23 protein-coding genes and 2 pseudogenes are annotated in these 20689 nt (G+C 40.6%); 15 read left to right on the top strand and 10 right to left on the bottom strand.

From position 1 onward, the window contains the following. Nucleotides 1-40 precede the first annotated feature (40 nt). Together tnpB and tnpA (NDJ01_RS15020) are read right to left on the bottom strand one after the other, a co-directional pair. Nucleotides 41-394, bottom strand: coding sequence for an IS66 family insertion sequence element accessory protein TnpB (gene tnpB / locus NDJ01_RS15025; protein WP_258586918.1), 354 nt, complete (start codon nucleotides 392-394; stop codon nucleotides 41-43). Continuing rightward, a complete protein-coding gene (gene tnpA, locus NDJ01_RS15020; RefSeq protein WP_258586917.1) occupies nucleotides 391-702 on the bottom strand; it encodes an IS66 family insertion sequence element accessory protein TnpA in 312 nt (103 codons plus the stop codon). The genes tnpB and tnpA (NDJ01_RS15020) overlap by 4 nt, the downstream gene beginning before the upstream one ends. 103 nt (nucleotides 703-805) lie before the next feature. Between tnpA (NDJ01_RS15020) and NDJ01_RS15015 the strand changes: the two are divergent. The 5 genes and pseudogenes from NDJ01_RS15015 to NDJ01_RS14990 all read left to right on the top strand — a co-directional run. Next, a pseudogene (locus NDJ01_RS15015) lies at nucleotides 806-976 on the top strand (IS481 family transposase); the annotation flags it as partial. Nucleotides 977-1468: 492 nt separating this feature from the next. Continuing rightward, the gene (locus NDJ01_RS15010; RefSeq protein WP_258461197.1) at nucleotides 1469-1756 is read left to right on the top strand and encodes a hypothetical protein; all 288 of its coding nucleotides are present in this window, start codon (nucleotides 1469-1471) and stop codon (nucleotides 1754-1756) included. A 1627-nt stretch (nucleotides 1757-3383) separates the two neighbouring features. Further along, nucleotides 3384-3596 carry a cold-shock protein gene (locus NDJ01_RS15000; protein WP_033905381.1) on the top strand — a complete coding sequence of 71 codons (213 nt, stop codon included), beginning with the start codon at nucleotides 3384-3386 and terminating at the stop codon, nucleotides 3594-3596. Nucleotides 3597-3874: 278 nt separating this feature from the next. Beyond that, nucleotides 3875-4024: a hypothetical protein gene (locus NDJ01_RS14995; protein WP_170894072.1), complete on the top strand. Its 150-nt coding sequence runs from the start codon at nucleotides 3875-3877 to the stop codon at nucleotides 4022-4024. Nucleotides 4025-4037: 13 nt separating this feature from the next. Next, entirely contained in the window at nucleotides 4038-4241 is a 204-nt protein-coding gene (locus NDJ01_RS14990; RefSeq protein ID WP_033905382.1) for a hypothetical protein, read from the top strand. 167 nt (nucleotides 4242-4408) lie between these two features. Here the strand turns inward: NDJ01_RS14990 and NDJ01_RS14985 are convergent. Further along, nucleotides 4409-4721 (bottom strand): annotated as a pseudogene (locus NDJ01_RS14985) (hypothetical protein); the annotation flags it as partial. 356 nt (nucleotides 4722-5077) lie between these two features. Between NDJ01_RS14985 and hflK the strand changes: the two are divergent. From hflK to nhaA, 3 genes are read left to right on the top strand one after another with little or no spacing between them, the layout of a single operon-like run. After that, nucleotides 5078-6136: an FtsH protease activity modulator HflK gene (gene hflK / locus NDJ01_RS14980; protein ID WP_033905383.1), complete on the top strand. Its 1059-nt coding sequence runs from the start codon at nucleotides 5078-5080 to the stop codon at nucleotides 6134-6136. After that, a complete protein-coding gene (hflC, locus tag NDJ01_RS14975; RefSeq protein WP_074190782.1) occupies nucleotides 6133-7125 on the top strand; it encodes a protease modulator HflC in 993 nt (330 codons plus the stop codon). Before hflK ends, hflC begins: the two co-directional genes overlap by 4 nt. Further along, nucleotides 7118-8461, top strand: coding sequence for a Na+/H+ antiporter NhaA (gene nhaA / locus NDJ01_RS14970; RefSeq protein WP_170902614.1), 1344 nt, complete (start codon nucleotides 7118-7120; stop codon nucleotides 8459-8461). Before hflC ends, nhaA begins: the two co-directional genes overlap by 8 nt. 76 nt (nucleotides 8462-8537) lie before the next feature. Here nhaA and acnA read toward each other — a convergent pair whose 3' ends face one another. Both acnA and NDJ01_RS14960 read right to left on the bottom strand, forming a co-directional pair. Further along, nucleotides 8538-11261 carry an aconitate hydratase AcnA gene (gene acnA / locus NDJ01_RS14965; protein WP_042522702.1) on the bottom strand — a complete coding sequence of 908 codons (2724 nt, stop codon included), beginning with the start codon at nucleotides 11259-11261 and terminating at the stop codon, nucleotides 8538-8540. A gap of 244 nt (nucleotides 11262-11505) precedes the next feature. Further along, a complete protein-coding gene (locus NDJ01_RS14960) occupies nucleotides 11506-11718 on the bottom strand; it encodes a cold-shock protein (protein WP_005378997.1) in 213 nt (70 codons plus the stop codon). Between the two features lie 472 nt (nucleotides 11719-12190). On the opposite strand from NDJ01_RS14960, the gene NDJ01_RS14955 reads away from it, so the two are divergent. Continuing rightward, nucleotides 12191-12355 (top strand): hypothetical protein, encoded by a 165-nt coding sequence (locus NDJ01_RS14955; RefSeq protein ID WP_258586916.1) that lies wholly within the window; start codon nucleotides 12191-12193, stop codon nucleotides 12353-12355. 225 nt (nucleotides 12356-12580) lie between these two features. Here NDJ01_RS14955 and NDJ01_RS14950 read toward each other — a convergent pair whose 3' ends face one another. Continuing rightward, nucleotides 12581-12790: a hypothetical protein gene (locus tag NDJ01_RS14950; protein ID WP_033905386.1), complete on the bottom strand. Its 210-nt coding sequence runs from the start codon at nucleotides 12788-12790 to the stop codon at nucleotides 12581-12583. A 558-nt stretch (nucleotides 12791-13348) separates the two neighbouring features. Here NDJ01_RS14950 and NDJ01_RS14945 point away from each other — a divergent pair. The 3 genes from NDJ01_RS14945 (at nucleotide 13349) to NDJ01_RS14935 (ending at nucleotide 15235) form a co-directional block, all read left to right on the top strand. Then, complete coding sequence (locus NDJ01_RS14945) at nucleotides 13349-14266, top strand: permease (protein ID WP_074190784.1); 918 nt, start codon at nucleotides 13349-13351, stop codon at nucleotides 14264-14266. A 75-nt stretch (nucleotides 14267-14341) separates the two neighbouring features. Next, the gene (locus NDJ01_RS14940) at nucleotides 14342-14734 is read left to right on the top strand and encodes a metalloregulator ArsR/SmtB family transcription factor (protein WP_033905388.1); all 393 of its coding nucleotides are present in this window, start codon (nucleotides 14342-14344) and stop codon (nucleotides 14732-14734) included. 57 nt (nucleotides 14735-14791) lie between these two features. After that, a complete protein-coding gene (locus NDJ01_RS14935) occupies nucleotides 14792-15235 on the top strand; it encodes a pentapeptide repeat-containing protein (RefSeq protein WP_033905389.1) in 444 nt (147 codons plus the stop codon). Nucleotides 15236-15355: 120 nt separating this feature from the next. Here the strand turns inward: NDJ01_RS14935 and tnpA (NDJ01_RS14930) are convergent, their stop codons facing one another. Beyond that, nucleotides 15356-15832 carry an IS200/IS605 family transposase gene (gene tnpA, locus NDJ01_RS14930; protein ID WP_373921273.1) on the bottom strand — a complete coding sequence of 159 codons (477 nt, stop codon included), beginning with the start codon at nucleotides 15830-15832 and terminating at the stop codon, nucleotides 15356-15358. Here tnpA (NDJ01_RS14930) and NDJ01_RS14925 point away from each other — a divergent pair. Further along, nucleotides 15831-17009: an RNA-guided endonuclease TnpB family protein gene (locus NDJ01_RS14925; protein ID WP_062865624.1), complete on the top strand. Its 1179-nt coding sequence runs from the start codon at nucleotides 15831-15833 to the stop codon at nucleotides 17007-17009. The genes tnpA (NDJ01_RS14930) and NDJ01_RS14925 overlap by 2 nt on opposite strands. Before the next feature lie 125 nt (nucleotides 17010-17134). Further along, entirely contained in the window at nucleotides 17135-17362 is a 228-nt protein-coding gene (locus NDJ01_RS14920; protein ID WP_230623503.1) for a permease, read from the top strand. 134 nt (nucleotides 17363-17496) lie between these two features. On the opposite strand, the gene NDJ01_RS14915 is transcribed toward NDJ01_RS14920, so the two are convergent. Together NDJ01_RS14915 and NDJ01_RS14910 are read right to left on the bottom strand one after the other, a co-directional pair. Then, complete coding sequence (locus NDJ01_RS14915; RefSeq protein WP_074190785.1) at nucleotides 17497-17814, bottom strand: CcdB family protein; 318 nt, start codon at nucleotides 17812-17814, stop codon at nucleotides 17497-17499. After that, nucleotides 17814-18059, bottom strand: a complete 246-nt coding sequence (locus tag NDJ01_RS14910) for a type II toxin-antitoxin system CcdA family antitoxin (RefSeq protein WP_033905392.1) — start codon at nucleotides 18057-18059, stop codon at nucleotides 17814-17816. Before NDJ01_RS14910 ends, NDJ01_RS14915 begins: the two co-directional genes overlap by 1 nt. 263 nt (nucleotides 18060-18322) lie before the next feature. On the opposite strand from NDJ01_RS14910, the gene NDJ01_RS14905 reads away from it, so the two are divergent. Beyond that, entirely contained in the window at nucleotides 18323-18619 is a 297-nt protein-coding gene (locus NDJ01_RS14905) for a YkgJ family cysteine cluster protein (protein WP_033905393.1), read from the top strand. 461 nt (nucleotides 18620-19080) lie between these two features. On the opposite strand, the gene NDJ01_RS14900 is transcribed toward NDJ01_RS14905, so the two are convergent. Further along, nucleotides 19081-20670 (bottom strand): sensor domain-containing diguanylate cyclase, encoded by a 1590-nt coding sequence (locus NDJ01_RS14900; protein WP_017634112.1) that lies wholly within the window; start codon nucleotides 20668-20670, stop codon nucleotides 19081-19083. Between the last annotated feature and the right edge of the window lie 19 nt (nucleotides 20671-20689).

Raw genomic sequence — 20689 nt, 5'->3', positions numbered from 1 at the left:
TCGTGCCGTTAACGCTTGGTGGATAAGGCTTTATTATCGATTAAGTCATTGTAAAATCGTTTATTCGAACGGGTTTATGGCCGATAATCGTGAAGCCTGAAAGCAGTCTATCAAGCTCAAATTGAGTCAGGGTAAACACTTCACTTTTCTCTTTTGTTGGCCATTTATACTTGGCTTTTTCAAGACGTTTATACCAGAGAGCAAAGCCTGTTTTATCCCAGTACAACACTTTGATTTTGTCGCGCTGTTTATTAGTGAACAGGAACAGTGCGCCGCTCCCCAAGGGCAAGTCGGTGTCACTTTCGATAATCGCCGCGAGGCCGTTGATGGACTTTCTAAAATCGACACTCTCACGATATAGATAAATCTCTGGAGCACTGAGCATGTGTTTCATGACAGCGCTCCGATGAGTTCTGCCAGATAGACTGCTGGCGTACCTTGGGGGATACTAAGTTCAACATCATTGACGAACAGTGTCATGTTGGCCGTTGCACTCTGAGCTTGATACTTCGTCGTCTTTTCGACGACTTCAGCTCGGACAAAGCCTAGAGATACATCAGTTTTTTTGAGTTGCTGGCGCTTGGCATAGAACGTTGAGGGATTGAGTTCATTGAGCTTACAAAACGCGAGTGTCGACAGTGAACTCGATTCAGATTGTTCGATAAGCATTTGCCATTCTTGATTGGTGTGTCGTTTTCCCATTTCAAACCTCCTTATGGATGGAGACTTGATCTTATTATTCGTGTTAGGTGATTAGAATGCGGGGTTTATGACGCGCTTACCTCACTTTTGTCCAAATAACGTTCAGAAAAAACTGTATGGTTCGATGGAGGAGTTACAAAAAGATCTGGACGAATGGATGGACTACAAAAATCATCGTACTTATCAAGGAAAAATGTGCTGTGGCAGAATGCCAATAGAAACATTAGAGGATGGGAAATCAATCTGGACTGAAAAGAATCTAGCACAGACGTAATTTGACAGGCACTGAGTCGAAAAGTGGGTAACTGTCAGATCATGTCTGAACTATTACAGTTTAGTTGATCACTACGGTGCTAGCTGTTACTTTCCTTCTATTATTCCTGATTATGTTTTTTTTTGAAAACAGTTCTGTAAATTATTGCCTTTGTCACTTCCTTATTTTCATCCGAACTCTTGGCCGCTGAAGTCGCTATAGACATACAAGCCACAATGAATAGTATCGATATTCAAGAGTCCAAGGATAACGAAAAAACAATTGCCCGCATGACAAGCGACATAAAGTACTATCCGACGGTATCACTCCTGTCGCACGAGTACTATTTTAGCAAAGATTCTAGCGTTGGTGTTCAATTACAATTTGGTTGGAGTATATTTAAAGTTGATAAGCAAGAAGTCGGCGGGAATGACACTGGCATTGGTTTGGGAACATCCATATCGGGCTACGCCCTATCGGGTGTACCGGTCCTCTTCGGCACAACCGTAATGAATGGATGTAAAGTTAGGCACAGGGTTGGGACTTGGGCATTTAAAGCTCAAGGGGGACTACCAGATCACAGATGTGACACATCCCGATTACAATAAGAAAAAACAAGTAAGCATGGATGAAGTAGGGCTTGCGGTCGGTGTCTACCTGGAAGCAAATAAAGGAAATCATGCTATCTCGGTTTACAACTTTAGTCCTGTTACCCAAAGTGGTATCTCACAATTGGAAGAATATAATTTGTTCTTATCTTATAAGTATCGCGTTAATATCGATGGCCTACTTTACCCCTGAACTGCTACAGCCAGACTGGGCACTTCAGCAAGCGATATTTTGCTGTTCAGTGTCAACTGGGTTTAAGCACTCTGTCTTTTCGTCAGGTTATAATCAACCGTAATGTACTCAAAGACCGTTTACCTTGTCTCATATCTGAGCGGTTCGTATTGGATCGCTTCAACTTTGATCGAATGGAAGAAACTCTCAACATTAGCTGAACAGCTTATTTTTTCTGCTGAGATGTTTGGAAGAGTCTGAATGTGAATGTTCTCTTTATGCTCATGGTTCGGAGAGCTTTAAGCAATTTAATGAGGAACTGGGGGAGAAGAGTTTTCGCGAGAATCCAAAAGTTCACGACAGTTCCATCAACAATTGTTCAGGATTTTCACGGTACTAAAGTACGTTTCATTACACGCTCTCAAGTGAGTGAGTTTGTTGTGGAAACAACATGCTAACAAACTTGTTTAAGAGCGATTCACAATGTGTGGCATTTTTCGTTTGCTTTGGCTTTAGTGTGTACGGCCCAATATTTTAGGCTAGTGGCCTGCGCTACTCACCACTTAACACGGCGTTATAAATCCGAATACTCCACGTTTAGTAGACACTTTACTAAGTTAGACCTAGGGTCTACTTGAGAGGTGATTTATGACTAAACAAATCGCAGCGTTCTTCTTTTCAACAAATATACACAGGGGTAGGGGAACTCAACGTTTTCATTATTGAGCCACATACAAACTGTTCAAATGACAAGTATTGTAAGTAGTGATGCCACTCGACAGAGTTCAGTCGCAAGATACTCTACAGCTGACGACATATTGTTTTTAATCAAAAAGCACGTTGTTCACCCTAAATATCCTCTAATCCGGTGTTCAAGTTAACGCTTCGCTAAAATTACACCGTAAAAAGATAGAACGCTATCTAAGTAAACTAAGTAAACACGGATTTAAGTTCATATAAATATTTAAAGCAAACGTTTAAGGTTCCAAGATTCTTTTTCTAATCCAAATCTCGCACGTTAGAGCCCATACTTCAATGTACTTTTGTCCAAATTCCTATTAGCAGGTGTGATAATAGTAGAAACTTAACCAACGAAGAATGTATAGTCGCCCACTCATCGGTTGAATTGCTGTAATTTCATTTAAAATCAGACAAATAAAGTCTAGTTTAATACTCGATTCTTGTGCTCATATGTTGGATAGACTATCGCTAAGTAGCGCATGATGGTACACCAATTACTAGCTCTATTGACTTCTTCAATTCATTCTTTTCCTTTATCGTGTTGACTTGTTTATGCCTCTTTCAAAGTTAAAAACAGGCTTCATTGTTGTATCGAATATCTGTTTGCAATAATTACTCTAATGATACCGTAGATTTTAATCTGATGTACCATTTTTTTACTATGCTCCTCCCTGTAAGTGATTGATTTGATAGATAATAAAATTTTAATCAAGAAATGCATATCTATTATTTACACATAGTGTATAGTATCTGAAGCTCAAACAGTGAGCTATTGATAATACATTTAGTTCAAGATCTTCTCAGTTTTTATTCGATTAAGTTCGTCATATCTATCCTGCGATACCTTTTTCTTCATTCCTTATTTAGTAGCTTTCTTTTTTATTAATTCAATGTGTCGAGATATATTATGTCAAATAAAACAACTGGATCAGTAAAATGGTTTAATGAAACTAAAGGTTTTGGATTCATCACTCCAGATGACGGTGGTACTGACCTATTCGTTCATTTCAGATCAATTGTTGAAGAAGGTTTCAAAACATTATCTGAAGGCCAAAAGGTTTCTTTTAATGTTGAACAAGGTAACAAAGGCCCACAAGCTGACAACGTTACTTTAGTATAAGAATTATTTAAAAGATCTCTTCGTTAGTCGAGGTCTTTTTTGTTTAATTTTAATAATCAGCCCGATGACTCTAAAAAATAATCTAAAATAATATTGGTATTTCTTGATCTGTTACCAGAAAATAGGTAAAAAATGATGTACTAAAAAACCATGTTCTTACTAGGTAAAATACCAGCTTCTTTGACCTCTATTTTCATTTTGTGAACTTGAAAATCAAAGATTCATACGTGAGGTTTCGGAGGCATTTTTGTACTCATATCAAAGAAGGAGGCTATCCTTTGAAAAAACCATCGATTAAGAGTAACTCAAGAGTGGTAAAAAATAAAAGCTCTAGTACAAATGATAATTATAATAGTATTCATAAAATTAGAAAAAAAATTGAAGATATATTGTTAGAACGAGAAGAAAAAAAACTTTGGGATTTATAAGGTAAGTAGTTATATGAGAAAACCAGTAAGAAAGAAATCGATAAAAAAAACGCAGAAAAACAACTTCGAAGAACGATTTTCTATGATGGTAAAAGAATATCAAGAAGCTAAAGAAACTCTAGAATCTATGGAAGTAGGTTCAAAAGAATATATGGTTCAAAATAAGTTATGCGATAAATTATTTTCAAATGCTGAACGATACATTAATAAAAATTAACCATTTGAAATAGTTTCGTCTACTCTATATCAAATTTACCCAAACTTTTTCTACTAAGAATTACGACCTCTCTTACCTCTTTTAGTATTGATGTCTTAAGTGTTACACTGGTGTTGAACATAAAGTTACGTAAGAGAGGCGGGGTTGTTGAGCACTTTTATCATGGCCTAGGTTTTACCAACTTGAGCAAGTTTCTTGAGCTTAGTTTCTCCCCCAGCAACTACTTCACTTGATACATGGCTGTTTCGGAGAGTGAGCACTTGCCATAACCATAGCGCTTTTTCCACTTCCTATTTGAACCGTAGAGCTTCTAGCAATGCGAGGATCTCCATGTGCCCTTTCGTTTGTGCTGGTGTCTACGACTAAATGTAACTTGCGCCAGATTTTACGTTTTCTTTCAGTTGACCTTCCATTCATCATAAACCTGACCCCGGTAGCAACAATGGCTAGATGTTCTATTACGCCTCTGGTTTCATACTTCTCTACAAGGCTCGTTCCGTTGTAGAAAAACTACCAAATCTGTCCTTATGCGGACATAAATAACCTATACTAATAGTTAAAGATGTATGCTCTCACATAACTACACGTCGCATAACGCTAGTGATAAAAAGAGCCTAGTAATTAGGGGTTACTGTAGAGCTGAGATATAGTTAGAAATCATACAAGCTAATAATTTCTGATTATATTAGAAGTTTAAATAGACCGTCCCTATCCTAAGGCAACACTTAGTAACTAATCGTAAACTGCACACAATTTACTCTAGTTGATTAAGCGCTACCTACCTCATTCAATTTTGCATAGGTCAAATTCCTTACCTATAGCCGGAGGGCATGCTCATGCTCCCAAGTAACAATTCTTCAGGAAACCCCTGGGGCGGAGGTCAGCAAGATCCTCCACATTTGAAAAAAGCTTTTCATACTATTCTTCAGCACTTCAAGAAAATTCTTATCGGTGGCGGACCGTCGAGCTTTTTTTCTCCATTTATTATTTTATTTTTAGTTCTCATTTTATGGTCAACATTTTATACCGTTCCAAGTGATTCTGTCGCTGTCATACAACGCTTTGGTAAGTATGTAAATAATGTTCCTGCGGGGCTCCATATCAAGGTTCCACTTGGTATTGACACGGTAAAAATAGTTCCAGTTAAACGTCAGCTGAAACAAGAGTTTGGTTTTACGACGCCAGGAGCTAATGATCCTCACCAAAGTCCCAGAGTGAACGATCGTCGCCAAGAGACACAAATGGTCACTGGTGATTTAAATGCTGCCCTTGTGGAGTGGGTGGTTCAATATCGAATTTCTGAACCTATTAAGTTTTTGTTCGAAGTCCGGGAACCTAGTGAAACGCTTCGATATGTTTCTGAGTCCGTAATGCGTGAAGTTGTCGGGGATAGAACTGTGGATGAAGTGATCACAATAGGCCGACAAGAAATTGAATATGAAGCGCTTTCAAAAATGCAGGCGCTCTCAACGAAATATGCCTTAGGAATCAGTATTGACCAAGTGCAATTGAAAAACATCAACCCTCCTCAACCTGTTCAGGCATCATTTAACGAAGTGAACCAAGCCCAACAGGAAAAAGAAAAGCTTATTAATGAAGCTCGTCGAGATTACAACAAAGTGATCCCTTTAGCTTTAGGAGAAAAAGATCAAAGGATCAGAGAGGCTGATGGTTATCGTTTAAAAAGAGTGAATGAAGCCGAGGGGGATACAGCGCGATTTAATGCACTATTGTTTGAGTACGTTAAAGCTCCAGAAGTGACCAAACGAAGAATCTACTTAGAAACCATGCAAGCTGTATTACCGAATATTCGGGCCAAAATTATCATTGATGAGCGAGCAAACAATATCTTACCTTTACTTAATCTCAATAAGACACAAGGAGATGCACAATGAAACCGAAAAAAATAGGAGTCATAACCGCATTAGTTTTATGTGTCTCTCTTGGTATATACAACGCACTTTACACCGTGAGTGAAGTACAACAGGTCATTATTACTCAGTTTGGTAAGCCAATAGGAGAACCTGTTGTGGATGCCGGGTTAAAGATAAAAATGCCATTCATTCATGAGATTAACACTATAGACAAAAGAGTGTTGGAGTGGGATGGCAACCCTTCCGATATGCCCACAAAAGATAAGCTGTATATTTCAGTTGATTTATTCGCTCGATGGCGAATAACCGACCCACTTCAATACTTTTTAAGAATCAAAGATGAGCGTAGTGCACAATCTCGTCTTGACGATATTTTAGGAAGTGAGACGCGAAATGCTGTCGCAAAGCATGAACTAATCGAAATAATTCGTACCAACAAAAACAGAAAACCGTTACGAGATGCCTTATTAAGTGACAGTGACGGAGAGTTAAAAATTGGCACCCTTGTTCCTATTAAAAAAGGGCGTCAACTAGTAGAACAAGAAATATTCTCTGCTGCGTCAGAAAAAATAAAGATATTTGGTATTGAATTGCTCGATATTCGCTTCAAACGTATTAATTACAATGAAAGTGTTCGCCCTAAAATTTACGAACGAATGATTAGTGAACGTCGGCAAATCGCGGAACGTTTTTTATCCGAAGGGAATGGGGAAGCAGCGAGGATTCGTGGTGACCGCATCAGAGATTTGAATAAAATCCAGTCTGAAGCCTATCGTGAAGTCGAAGAGATTCGCGGACAAGCTGATGCCAAAGCCGCCGAAATTTATTCGTTAGCTTACAATAAAAGCCCTCAAGCGAGAGACCTTTATGAGTTCACGCGAACAATGCAGTCTTACTCAACTATCATTTCAGAAAATACAACGCTTGTTTTATCTACTAACAGTGACATATTCAGGTTTCTCAATAGCATTGAAGGTAACTTAATACCTACAGTTGAAAACAATGAGTAAAAAAATCCCAATAGTACCAACTAATCCGACTCGATTACCCAAAGAGTACATTGATTGGGTTGCTCAACCAGTAAACCGTTTTATACATATTGAATCCGCAGCAGGCATTGTTCTATTTGTTTCAGCAGTACTTGCTGTTTTACTTGCCAATTCAAATCTAAGTGAAGAGTTTGCTCATTTTTGGCAGATTTCGGTAGGGATTACTTTCGGTGATTTAGTCTTTGAGCGTTCTTTACACAAATGGATAAACGATGCTGGAATGACTTTGTTTTTCTTTCTCATTGCCTTAGAACTTAAGCGTGAGTTGGTGCTGGGTGAACTTCGTAATCCAAAATTAGCTGTACTTTCCATTGCTGCCGCTCTTGGTGGGATGTTGTTACCTCCTCTTTTCTATTTATTTATCCAATTTGGTGAGCCAGGGCATCATGGTTGGGGGACTGTGATGGCGACGGATACCGCATTTGTAATCGGGTGCCTAGCACTCTTAGGACGAAGTATTCCGAGTAGCTTACGAATATTCATGTTATCAATGGCCGTAGTCGATGATATTGGCGCAATCTTTGTTGTGGCTATTGGTTATGGTAATGACATTGAATGGCGGCCCGTGGTTTATGCATTGATAGGTTTTATTATTGTTCGAGGTATGAGCTTCTTGGGAGTTCGCAGTATTGTACTCTTCTCTCTTGTTGGAGGAATGATATGGTTGTCGGTCGACATGTCTGGTATACATCCGACAATTACTGGTGTGATTCTAGGCTTATTAACCCCCACAAATAAGTGGGTCAGCAAGCAACACCTCTCCACTATTGTGGACTCAATAGTGGCATCATCTCCTATGAAGCAATGGAGCGGAGATAAGATTGAAGGAGAGACTTTAAGGACAGCTGCTGCGGCGGCCCGTGAAACGCTTTCACCGGTCGAGCGCTTAGAAATGTTACTTCATCCTTGGGTCGGGTTTATCATTTTACCACTATTCGCCTTTGCTAATGCTGGGATTTCACTAACCAGTACAAACGCGACTTCTCCAATTACTTTTGCTGTCTTTTTGGGTTTTGTTTTTGGCAAGCCTATAGGTATTGTGCTGTTCAGTTGGATATCCGTAAGACTCCGGTTAGCCATGCTTCCAGAAAATATGAATTGGGGAATGATTTTTGGGGGGGGGATGTTGGCTGGCATTGGCTTTACGATGGCCTTGTTTATCTCAGAGTTAGCCTATAGCCCTGATCAAATTAATGCAGCAAAACTTGGAATTTTCTCAGCTTCCATCTGTTCAGCTTTACTCGGTCTCACTTTTTTACGGTATTTCTCTGTAAGAGAAAAACAGAACAACATCTGAATCTGAAATGTATAGACAGTCTGCGGTGAAAAACTACCGCAGACTGCTACCCCGTAATCTAAGACGCGAGACTTCACTATGACATTTTAGGAATATTAGCTGTCAGCTGCTTCAGAACATATTGAAGAATACCCCCCGAGTTAAAATACTCCAGTTCCTTAGGGTTATCTATACGAGCAGTAACAGGTATGGTGAGCTCAGCACCTTGCGCTGTTACTACGATAATATTGAGCTCCAATAACGGCTTAATAGGTTCGTGGGGGGCAATAAAAACAGTCTCATTACCCTCTAAAGTCAGTGAATTTAATTCATCTGGTCGCATCAGTTGAAGAGGCAGTATGCCCATACCGACTAAATTACTACGATGAATTCGCTCAAACGATTCCGCGATGACCGCTTTCACATTCAATAACAAACAACCTTTTGCCGCCCAGTCACGACTAGAGCCTGAACCATAGTCTTTGCCAGCAAATATTACCAACGGAACGTTAAGTTCGATTGACCTCCTGCTGGCGTCGTAAATAGGAATGATGGGAGGAGCTTTCTCAGTGGTTGACATGTTACAGTCATCCAGTTTGGTATCGCCATAACATCGCGTGACACCGCCTATCGTCGGTAAGGCGATTTTGTTTTCCAAACGTACATTTGAAAAAGTCCCACGAACCATGATGTGATGATTTCCTCGGCGTGAACCATAACTATTAAACTCTTCGGGTGTGATGTTTTTTGAAAGTAGATATTGACCCGCCGGACTATGCTCTGAAATGCGGCCTGCTGGTGAAATATGGTCGGTCGTAATTGAATCCCCCAAAATGGCTAATACACGCGCTGATTCAACAGGAAAAGTCGGCGGTGGTACTTCCAAAAAAGGAGGGCGTTGTATGTAAGTGGAGCCTTCGTCCCAAGGGTAGCAGGGGCTATCTTTCATTGACAATTGCTCCCACTCTTCATCACCTTCAGTAATGTCGCTGTAACTCAATCTAAAGTGGCTCTCATGGACTTGATTTAGCATTTCATCTAGCATGGCTTGGCTTGGCCACAGATCTTTTAGATAGACGGGCTCGTTGTTAGTATTGAGCGCAATTGGGTCTATTTCTAAGTCAATACAGGTCGTACCCGCTAACGCAAATGCGACGACTAAAGGTGGCGAGGCAAGCCAGTTTAGGCTAACAGAGGGGTGTACTCTACCTTCAAAGTTGCGATTACCTGATAATACCGCCGATACATTCAGGCTGTTTTCCAAGATCTCAGTTTCAAGATTGTTTTTTAATGGGCCAGAGTTACCAATGCATGTTGTGCAACCGTATCCAACTCGATGAAATCCCAATAGGTCGAGGTAGTCTTGCAAACCCGTATCATTGAGATATCGAGCGACAGCTAATGAACCGGGGGCGAGAGAAGTTTTGACGTAGCTAGGAATGGTTAACCCTTTTTTAACTGCTGCCTTAGCCACCAAACCCGCAGTCAGCATAACAGCGGGGTTTGACGTGTTAGTGCACGAGGTGATAGCTGCAATGACGACATCACCATTATGTAAGGGTCTGGATGAGCCTGGCTGGCTTGAGTTTGCGGCACCTTCAATAGCACATTGGTCAAGAGTCGCTTGCTTAATGGCGCTGATATTAAGTCTGTCTTGAGGTCGTTTGGGCCCTGCTATTGAGGTACCGATAGCAGATAAATCGACTACAACATTTTCGTCATACTCTGGTGAAGGGCGGTTTGTATCCCACCATAGATCTTGCTCTAGAGCGTACGCCCGCACTCTATCAATCAGTGAAGAAGGGCGGTTTGTCAGGGTTAAATAGGCGATAGTATTTTCATCAATTGGGAAAAATCCGCAAGTGGCTCCATACTCTGGTGCCATATTGGCAAGCGTTGCTCGGTCTGCCACCGATAGAGTTGCTAAGCCGTCACCATAGTACTCAACGAACTTACCAACCACGCCATGAGACCTTAACCTTTCTGTGATCGTCAAAACCAAATCGGTCGCAGTCACACCGGGACGCAATTGCCCATCAAGACGTACTCCGACAACTCGTGGGATAGCGATATTTAGTGGCTGACCAAGCATTGCAGCTTCGGCTTCTATGCCTCCCACTCCCCAACCCAACACGCCTAACCCGTTTATCATAGTGGTGTGGCTATCGGTTCCTATTACCGTGTCTGGTGTTAACACTCTTTTTTCGTCTTCGCGCACAACTTGAGATAGATATTCCAGATTAACTTGATGGCATATCCCCTTACCGGGAGGGATCACTGTCAAGTTACGGAAGTTCTTTTGTGCCCATTTTAGAAATGTATAACGCTCTCTATTTCGTGCCATTTCATGTGCGCGATTTGTTTGTATCGAAGATTCTGAACCTGATTGATAAACAATTAACGAATGGTCTATGACAAGATCAACCGGACATTTAGGCGTTACATAACTCGGATCTCCGCCTTCTTGAGCTACTGCATCTCTTATTGCGGCTAAATCGACTAAAGCAGGTATCCCAGTATAGTCCTGCATCAGTACTCTACTAGGATAGAAACTTAATTCTGATGAATTACCGTTGCTCTCTGAGTCGAGAGCCTTATTTTTAAAGAGCAATGCTTCAATAATTTGAGATGACTCTTTTAAATCAGAGGTTTGTCGCATTACATTTTCAATAAGCAGACGTTTAGTTACGGGAATTTTGGACAGGTTTACTTGATAATCTTGGGCAAGTTTTTTTAATGACCAGTATCTGTATTCTGTACCTTTTAAATTCAGTGAACTTAGATATGTTTGGCGCCATGTTTTCTCGTTGGTGGGTATCATGATTTGTTTCCTTTCAATGATGGTTGACCTTTATAAAAGGCACCTCCTTGTCATAGACTGTTTTCTGGGACACTTTTATATTTCCCATATCCAAATAGCTTTGATCAGCTGAAAATCTATAACCTGAAAGGACCAGAGTTGAATTTCGAAAAGAAGGAAGAAGTTGGAATGGACTTTTACCATCAAACAATAACTAGACAAAAAATGAAGGCAAAGCTTTTGATTGCTATGCCTTCAGCCGTATCTAGATGAGAGCCACGTTTGTTGCGTGCGGTCCTTTCTCACCTGGTTCAACTTCAAAACTTACTTTTTGCCCTTCCAACAGGGTCTTAAACCCATCAGACGAAATCGAACGGAAATGGACAAAAATATCCTTGCCATCACTATCTTTGGTGATAAATCCAAAGCCTTTATTCTCGTTAAACCATTTTACTGATCCAGTTTCTCTGTCAGACATATATACCTCGACTAATCCTATAGGTTAAGGCTCTGGTAACTAGAGCTATTTCATAGTCACTCAAGAGGGCTGTCGCAGAAGTTAAACGAAAAATTTCGAAAATAACTGTGAAAGGAAACTTGTTTTATAATGAAAAAATAACTCAAATTCGCGGAGCTACTTTAAGTATAAGTCTTAAATTGAAAATAGTTAGTTTAGTCTTCGGTCATATTTTAATTTGGCTGTAAGGTTATGATTTTAAAAAGCATTAGTAAGTTTCCAATGCATTCGCTAACAAAAAACGACTTTATGCCGACTGCGAGCAAATAGCCGAAGTTGCAACTAGCTAGTTTTTGCGATACTTACAATGCTAATTTAACTAGTGCTACTCACTTTTGTCTATTTTATGCTGACTTGTGTAGTATCATTGTTTATTTCATAGCCAACGTGGATGCGGTGCGAAATTCAGTCAACCATCAAAATAGGATTATATGTGAGCAAATTACCTAACCCGACACAAAAGCAGAAACAACTTGGTCTTAATCCGAAAGGAAAAAGGATTAAATGGATACCAGAAGAGCTTAAGAGAAAGGATTTCCGCAAACGAACAGAAGATATTGAGGAACAAAAGAAGTGGAATAAGGAATGGGGATTGTGAGTTCAAGAAACCTCTCTGAACTTATCAATACGACACTCCTCATGCATTCTGAAAAACTGAGTAACTTGGAAAGAGACATGCTTTCAGGTTTACTCGACCAACTCAACCGTGAACAAGCTTTGACAGACAAACAAATTAAATTTTGTCAAAGGCTAGTACGAAAAACTAAGCAAGCCTGTGTATTTATTGATGACACTCCAAACGAACCGTGATTGCTCGGCAATATCAGTCTTCGATGTTATCAACCCAGCCTTGTTCAAGCATCAATCGAGTCAGAACTTTATCCATTAAATCTTTGATTTCAATTTGGTCAGTACCCTCTGGTGCATGATGCTCTGCGGAACGCTTTGCGTTGGTTAGACTTTTCATGAATATAGATTCGCTATCCATTACGGCGTGTTTCGCGTTGAAGTAAGTGACCTGGTAGGTCGGCATAGTATAATTCCTTTTGTGGGGGGGCGTGAAGATGTGATGTATTCAATATAGCACTTTTTCATGCTTGAGCGTTCTAACTAACTTCGCCTTCTGGGATCAAACTGACTAACCAAGCAGCTGATTATCAAGAAATATGAACGCAAAGTCTACTTCTCCGCCTTTCAATATTATGATGCTGATCGACTCTCGCTGTACTCTCCAAATCCACATACCAACGCGCACTATGACTGACATTTGTCATCGCCCACCATTGTTTTAACAACTCAATGCCGCTCTCTTCAAGATATGATGCCCTGTCCAGACATGTCGTTGGTGTAGACTGTGTTTAGGGATTATCTATTGAAGACAAGGTCTTTCTATGGGCAAATATTGAGCATGCCGTGATCTGAAACGCCCATACTTTTTCCAATACTTAATAAATATCTTTCGACAATAAACTATAGGTCATAAGCAAGCCTATCGATCTCTAACGACTAATAAAATAATATACACACTTGCACAATCGTGCATGTATGTATATTATCCAAAATCTCTTTTTACTTGCTAGAGATTACAATTTTGGATACTAAATTACTTATTGCGTTCAACGAGTTCTTTTATGTAGCGAAAGGCTTAGTTCTTATCATCGCCATCGTGTCACTTTTAACCGGCATCATGCGCGAATACATCCCCCAAAAAAAACTCCAATCAGCGCTGACCAAACACGATAAATGGGGAACCCTTTTGGGTACACTGTTTGGCATGTTAACCCCATTTTGTAGTGCTGCGGTTGTTCCTGTAACCATGGCAATGGCATCAATGGGCGCATCCTTGGGTACAGTAATGAGCTTCATTATTTCTGCACCATTGTGTAACTTCATTGTATTAGCGATGGTGTATGCCACTTTCGGATTAAAGATCACTGTGGTGTACTTCTTGGTGACGTTCACCGCTGCGGTATTGGGTGGCTACGTGATCTCCAAGTCGCCTTGGAAAAATGAAATCAAGCGTGCCGATGAATTAGAAGACAACAAAAGTAAAGGATGCGGCAGCAACACTTCTACTTGTGGCGCAGCACTTTCTTCTACCTCAAGACCGCGCAATGCAATGGCTGGAGCTTGGTCTTTATTCAAACGAATAATCCCATACGTATTGTTAGGTGCAGCGATCAGCGGATTCTCTGCGGTTTACCTACCAGCGGACTTAGTAGATAAATATGTGGGTGGTGATAGCTTCCAATCTATCGTGGTGGCTTCATTTATTGGTATCCCGCTTTACCTACGTATCGAGATGGCGATCCCGCTACTTAACGTGTTAATAGCTAAAGGAATGGGCTTAGGGGCCGCATTGGCACTAATTATTGGCGGTACAGGTGCCAGTTTGCCTGAAATCGCGTTAGTATCTGCAGTTCTAAAAAGAAAAGCAGTAATCGCGTTTGTAGGGATAGTCTTAACGACAGCGATCATTGGGGGCGCTATCTTCCAATACGTTGTGTAAAATCGGTTACTCTGAACAATATAAAACTCGCGCCACTCATCGAGAGTGGCGCCAATCAGTTGAAAGGGTAAAACCATGATGGATGAAAAATACATTGATTCGTTAAAAGCCTTATCAGAACCAAATCGATTGCGATTGTTCTGGTTGTTCCTGCATGTTGATGAATGCATGGCAGTAGCTGAAGCAATGGACATCATTGGTGAAACTCAATACAACGTATCTCGTAATCTTAAAATACTTTACAAAGCTGGCCTCCTGAACCACGAGAAAAAGGGGAAATGGGTTTTCTACACTTTAAAAGAGCAAACCGCCCCGCATTGTCAAGCCTTGGTCGACTCGGTAAGACATTTACCCGAAGACGATTTCAAGGAAGTGGCCAAACGCTGTCTTATTCGGTTATCAATGAGAGTAGACGGCGAATGTGTTATTGGCCCAGATAGCGAGATATGGCACAGCAAGATTAGCTAAATCAAGATAAAGGGGGGCCTAATATTGGTATCCCCTATGAGAATAGAGGTGTGAAGTATGAATACATACACTCAACAAGAGCTTGATTCAGTTCTTGAGCAACACAAACTGTGGTTAGACAAGCAAGGCGGTGAGCGTGCACAATTATGTAATGCCGACCTAAGCAATCGTACAATTAAAAATGCTGATTTGCGTTGCGCCAATCTCACCCGCACCAACTTCAGTGGCGCCAATTTATCAGGTACGAATATGAATGAGGCTGACATTACTTATGCCAATTTCAGTCACGCTAACCTGAACAACGCAACGTTCCGCGATGCGGATTTGAGAAACGCAGACATGAGTTATGCACAAATGAGTAAGGTCGATTTGTATCGTGCGGATCTATTTCGTACTGATTTTGATCACGCAAATATAAGTGATGAGGCATTTAACCGTGTTGATCAAAGTAATACCATCATTGAACTACGTAACCCAAACCAGCAGTGCTTCACCACATAAAAGTTACTCTGATCATCGAGTTACCTATGGATGTGTTCCGCATAGTAGTACCACCTTTAATGGCTAGGGTGCTCCCTGCGAAAGAGCAGGGAGGGGAATAGCCAAAGGTGCGATAGCGCCTTAATGCGGTCTATCCTGTTGCTCGATGTACTGACGAATAACAGTTAGTGGCGCACCTCCACATGTTCCAGCAAAGTAAGACCGACTCCAAAGCACATTCTTACCAAACGCTCCTGCTACATCATTAAATTCCCTGCGAATCCTGCGTGAACTGGTTGCTTTTAACGAGTTCACCAATTTTGCAACGCTAGGTGTATTCGGAGATGTTGATATTAGCAAATGAACATGGTCAGGCTCTCCGTTAAATTCCTTTAGCTCCGCATCAAAGCCCAAACAAAGCTCCCTGAAAGTCGCCTCAAGACTTTGTAGATGCAAATCTCCAAACACTTTCTTTCTGTATTTTGTCACGAAAACGATATGTAAATGCAGTGAATAACAACTATGCCTACCCTTATTAAAATTATCGCACACTGATATTGTCTTTTGTATGTAAGTTGATAATATAAATATATTATCAAGATTCACACTGATTGTCATGTTAATACGCAAAGCATACAAATTTCGGTTAGAACCTACCGCTACCCAAGCGGCTAGACTTGCTGTGCTTTGCGGTCATGCTCGATTTGTGTGGAATCAAGGCTTGCGCCACTGCTTAAACAAGTTGGACTCTGGCGAGAAGATCCCGAACTACGCTGAACTGTGTAAGCAACTCACGCAATGGAAGAAAGAAGACGATCTTGCTTGGCTCAAAGAGGCATACACTGACAATCTACAGCAAAAGCTCAAAGACCTTCATACGGCTTGGATGCGATGCTTCGACAAGTCATTAGCTGCTGATAAGCCTAGATTTAAAAATAAAGGCAAAAACCAAGATTCAGTGCGCTTTGTTAACTTCAACAAATACTGCGAACTAGATGGTAAGCGTGTAAAGCTACCGAGCAAGCTTGGCTGGCTGAAGTTTCGCAAATCACAAGAAGTACAAGGCAACATTAAGAACTGTACTGTTAGTTTTAAGTCTGGTCACTGGTATATCTCGTTCCAAGTTGAGCAAGAAATTGATGAACCTAAGCATACCTCTAGCTCTGCCGTTGGTATTGATATGGGTGTTGCCAAGTTAGTCACATTGTCAGACGGCTCATATCTAAAACCGCTTAACGCATTCCGTAAGCATGAAAAGCGCTTAGCTGTCGAACAGCGCAAGCTATCAAGAAAGGTTAAGTTTTCTGCTAACTGGCAGAAACAGAAAGCCAAAATTCAAAAGCTACACACTCTCATTGCGAATTGTCGCAAGGACTACTTACATAAAGCCTCACATCAAATCAGCAAGAACCACGCGATGATAGTGATTGAGGACTTACGTGTATCAAACATGTCTAAGTCAGCAAAAGGCAATGCAGAAAAGCACGGTAAAAACGTGAAAGCTAAGTCAGGGCTGAACAAATCAATACTTGATCAGGGTTGGTATGAGTTCAGAAGACAACTAGAGTACAAGCAATTATGGAATGGTGGTTTAGTTGTCGCTGTGCCAGCGCAATACACAAGCCAAACCTGCCCTTGTTGCAGTCATGTATCGAAAGATAACCGTAAAACTCAATCTCATTTTGAGTGTATTAAGTGTGGTTACACCAACAATGCAGATATTGTTGGCGCATTAAATATTTTAGAGCGGGGACACCGCTTGTTAGCCTGTGGAGAGTCGGCGTTAGCCGCTTGATGAATCAGGAACTTGCACCTAAAGCAATTTAGCGTGCGCCCATGTAATGGGAATCCCCTAGCGAATCAGCTAGGGGAGGATGTCAATTAGGCGCAGGTCAGTGGTGGTCGGTTCCAGTTTCAGTATTGATTGGTATCCCTCTGTATTCTAATGCGACGGGGGTGATTCCTATCATGGAGAGTCTACTGAGAAATGGTCTTCCCATTAGTACGACATTAGCGTTTTGTATGAGCACTGTCGCTGCGAGTATCCCTGAATTTGTCATGCTGAAACAAGTGATACAATGGCGGCTTACTGGGATTTCTTTTTGGTCTACTGCTAACAGCGTTTACTGTTATGGGGTGGATATTTAACTTACCATTCTGGCAATTTTAGGGGATAGAAATGAAAGCATTTAAGAGTGATTCCCCACGCTTGGCATTTTTAGTTTGGGTCAAGTTTAGTGTTTACGGCGTCCAAGTTAAGTGTCGTGATTGCGTGGCTGGCGTTATATGCCCGTAATAAGAAAGTCGATAGCAGAGATGATCTCGTCTCTAAAAGTGCTTAGATTGCTTACAGGTTCTCTTAGAATTTTGGTTGGTACACTTGCCATTTGATGCGTCAGAATTACGAAGTCACCTTCATCAATATGGATTATGGGGCATAGATGAGTGGGTGCTTTTTTCTCTAACAGCTCAATAGGCGTCAACGGAATAACTAACCGAGTGTTCAATGTATCCAGCAATCCACTTTGAACGTCAACAAAGTATGGATATGCGGTTGCAGTGTTTTTATCGTTGTTTTTGTATAGCGAGAATTGTGACATTAGAATACTCGGTAAGAATCAGAAAATAGTCCGTGATTTTCAGTTAGCTCGTTACAAGCATTAATGGCCTCAGAATTTTGCTTTAACCATTCAGCTTTAAGGCGTTGACGTACTTCTTTTTCAAGTGCCTTTTCCATTGTTGCCGAAAGGTTTATATTTAAGCGTTTAGCCTCCGCAAGTAACTCACTGTTTAAGCTTAAGTTTGTAGCTTTCTTTGGTGCTTGCGTACTATATGCGTTTCTCATGATAGTAACCTGTGCGTATTGTGTGTGCGCATAAATTATAGGTGCAATACAAGCATATAACAAACTGTTCGAGATGGCTTCGTAACACTTGGCGCTTTCACTCCAAGCCAGTTTAGTGTTTATGACACAATTGTTTAACTAAGGTATTAGCGTGGTTGATACCTTTACAGGGCATTATGATCCACAAGGTAGCGAACATCAGAAGTAAGGTAGTTTGTACTAAATTACGGTATTATGTGTAATTAATCAAAATGTAGCTACTTATGAACATACCCACCTTTTCTACACCAGCTTATTCCTCAAATATATCTTGTTCTAACTGTAAAGCATGCTGTTGTCGGCTTGAAGTAATGATCATTTCTGATACGGGAGTACCAGAACAATTCATCAAACGTGATCAGTATGGTAGTGAGGCAATGCTGCGTCTAAGTGATGGTTGGTGTGCTGCTTTAGATAGAGATAGCTTAATGTGCAAAATTTATGAAAATCGTCCTTGGATATGTCGCGAGTTTGAAATGGCTTCAGATGAATGTTTGGATGAGCGAGATAAGTTCATATAAATCATATTGCTAAGGTTTGTTTTGTTCGTAAAATTAATCGCTCAAGAATGATTCGGCACACGCGGCAATTTCAATATGCGTTTGATGTTTATAATTAAGGTGCTGCAATATTACGTTACTTACTCTTAAAATTGGGTTCGAGCTCAATCCAGTAAAATAAAGCTTTAGAAGCAGATAGCATTTCTTACTACTCGCAACTTGAGGAGCGAGAAATGAGCTAACCTGTAAAAGATTATGTTTTTTACATCGAGACTACTTACATGTTGGATTACGAGATAGACGAAGCTTGGTAACAAGTTTCGCTTGCTTGACTTGACAAAAAAATTCTTATGAGACAGCTCAACCTAATACACTTGAATTTTAAGAGTAAAGGTATCTTGAAGTTGTGAACTTTATATGTTCGCTAAGTCTGAATTAAGTTACAACGAACCTAAAGTAAATGACACATTAAATTGATCGAGTCAGTTGACCTTATGCACCTCAGTTCTATTTCTACCGTTATGTTTTGCCTGGTAAAGCGCATCATCAGCACCTTTAAGAATAGCGTTGATCGGTTCTCTTTCTGCAAACCATTGAGACATGCCGATAGAAATAGTCACGTGACCTACAACATCAAACTCGTTTGAATCAATGGCTTTTCGGATTCTCTCAGCAACGTATTCAGCTTGACGTATGTCAGTTTTAACTAAAAAGACCATAAACTCCTCTCCGCCAGAGCGGCAGACAATATCCATCTCTCTCGCCTGAGCCTTGATAATATTTGCCACACTGACAAGTAAGGCATCACCGGCATCATGGCCAAAGGTATCATTGACTTTTTTGAAATAGTCAACATCCAGAGCGAGCACAGAAAATGGAGTGTTTTGTATACGCAAGTTATCAATGGCTTTATCTAAACCTCGACGGTTTAACAGCCCAGTCATTGAATCCGTTAAAGTATCGATATGCAGTTGGTCAATGGTGTTGGATACAATGTTGAATGCGCTGAGAAATGAACACTTTAGATGTGAAGCTTCAAAATACCAAGGTTTAACTTCATTTAAGTCTCGTATAGCAGAAGTACGGTTTTCAAAGCTTTTGACTACATTAGCTAGCTGCCACAACGGTTTTGAGATAAAAGCCGCAGATATCCAAATAACTAAAAGCGTGATGGCTCCAATTGGAAAAGTTTCTACAAGCACATCCCACATTTGGTCGTTAAGTACAGAAAAAGTTAAGCCTTCTGATTTCTGTGCAACTATCCCCCAACCTGAAGCATTAACTGGTGCGTACCCAGTAAGCATATCAATACCCTTGGAGTTAATGATGGCTTTACCACCTTTATTTCCCTGAATAACATCATTTATCGCGTCATTATTAACAATGACTTCTCCCACTCTTTGCCGATCAGGGTGATAGATCAATGTCTGATTCTTATCCACAACGTAGAGGTATGACCCATCTCTATAGCTATGTTGCCCAAGTATGCTCATTAACATGTTCTTCTTATCGAGATAAATAGAGCCACTGACATATCCTAAATACTCTTTTTGTTCGGAGAAAATAGGGTGGGAAATACTTATCAGATAATTACCTGCAGGAGATACGAAGGGATCAGTCACGATTGGAGACTTAGCTTTCAATGATTGTAGCGAACTTTCACTTGTTAATTGGACACCTTTCACTTGTATTGCTTCAGGTGAAACGGCAACAATAATTCCCTTCGCATTGACGATGACTACAGAGTTAAAGGCATTGGTTTGGAGCCTCAACCGATCCACTTCTTGTTGCAACTCATCTGTATCTCGCACCTTGCTTCTAAGCATAAGTGCGCTGTACTCCAATTGTGATAGTGCTGATTCAATGAAAGTGTCCGTCATTCTGGCCATTTTTTCAGCATAAACACGATTGGATTCAATGGTGTTAGTGACAGTTAGTTCACGTTGAACATGATATATGGAGTAAAAAGCGTTTAGAAGGGTGACCATCATACTAAAGATGCTTAAAAATAGTATCAGTTGTCTTAAATTTAACTTATCTCTCAGCCGCTTTGATTCACCCAGGTATTCCATAAATTAAGTCATCCATTGG

The organism is Vibrio sp. HS-50-1 (genome assembly GCF_024747315.1).
Lineage (GTDB): Bacteria > Pseudomonadota > Gammaproteobacteria > Enterobacterales > Vibrionaceae > Vibrio > Vibrio diabolicus.
Note: the sequence above shows the minus strand (reverse complement) of the source record. Positions and strands in the feature narration are given on the sequence as shown.

Excerpts from the sequence above, each read along its gene's own strand:
- tnpA (WP_373921273.1), bottom strand. The coding sequence starts at position 15,832 with ATGACAATCAGTGTGAATCTTGATAATATATTTATATTATCAACTTAC.
- nhaA (WP_170902614.1), top strand. The coding sequence starts at position 7,118 with ATGAGTAAAAAAATCCCAATAGTACCAACTAATCCGACTCGATTACCC.
- NDJ01_RS15000 (WP_033905381.1), top strand. The coding sequence starts at position 3,384 with ATGTCAAATAAAACAACTGGATCAGTAAAATGGTTTAATGAAACTAAA.
- NDJ01_RS14935 (WP_033905389.1), top strand. The coding sequence starts at position 14,792 with ATGAATACATACACTCAACAAGAGCTTGATTCAGTTCTTGAGCAACAC.
- NDJ01_RS14940 (WP_033905388.1), top strand. The coding sequence starts at position 14,342 with ATGATGGATGAAAAATACATTGATTCGTTAAAAGCCTTATCAGAACCA.
- NDJ01_RS14925 (WP_062865624.1), top strand. The coding sequence starts at position 15,831 with ATGTTAATACGCAAAGCATACAAATTTCGGTTAGAACCTACCGCTACC.
- NDJ01_RS14960 (WP_005378997.1), bottom strand. The coding sequence starts at position 11,718 with ATGTCTGACAGAGAAACTGGATCAGTAAAATGGTTTAACGAGAATAAA.
- NDJ01_RS14950 (WP_033905386.1), bottom strand. The coding sequence starts at position 12,790 with ATGCCGACCTACCAGGTCACTTACTTCAACGCGAAACACGCCGTAATG.
- tnpA (WP_258586917.1), bottom strand. The coding sequence starts at position 702 with ATGGGAAAACGACACACCAATCAAGAATGGCAAATGCTTATCGAACAA.
- hflK (WP_033905383.1), top strand. The coding sequence starts at position 5,078 with ATGCTCCCAAGTAACAATTCTTCAGGAAACCCCTGGGGCGGAGGTCAG.
- tnpB (WP_258586918.1), bottom strand. The coding sequence starts at position 394 with ATGAAACACATGCTCAGTGCTCCAGAGATTTATCTATATCGTGAGAGT.
- acnA (WP_042522702.1), bottom strand. The coding sequence starts at position 11,261 with ATGATACCCACCAACGAGAAAACATGGCGCCAAACATATCTAAGTTCA.
- NDJ01_RS14910 (WP_033905392.1), bottom strand. The coding sequence starts at position 18,059 with ATGAGAAACGCATATAGTACGCAAGCACCAAAGAAAGCTACAAACTTA.
- NDJ01_RS14900 (WP_017634112.1), bottom strand. The coding sequence starts at position 20,670 with ATGGAATACCTGGGTGAATCAAAGCGGCTGAGAGATAAGTTAAATTTA.
- hflC (WP_074190782.1), top strand. The coding sequence starts at position 6,133 with ATGAAACCGAAAAAAATAGGAGTCATAACCGCATTAGTTTTATGTGTC.
- NDJ01_RS14905 (WP_033905393.1), top strand. The coding sequence starts at position 18,323 with ATGAACATACCCACCTTTTCTACACCAGCTTATTCCTCAAATATATCT.
- NDJ01_RS14990 (WP_033905382.1), top strand. The coding sequence starts at position 4,038 with ATGAGAAAACCAGTAAGAAAGAAATCGATAAAAAAAACGCAGAAAAAC.
- NDJ01_RS15010 (WP_258461197.1), top strand. The coding sequence starts at position 1,469 with ATGGATGTAAAGTTAGGCACAGGGTTGGGACTTGGGCATTTAAAGCTC.
- NDJ01_RS14915 (WP_074190785.1), bottom strand. The coding sequence starts at position 17,814 with ATGTCACAATTCTCGCTATACAAAAACAACGATAAAAACACTGCAACC.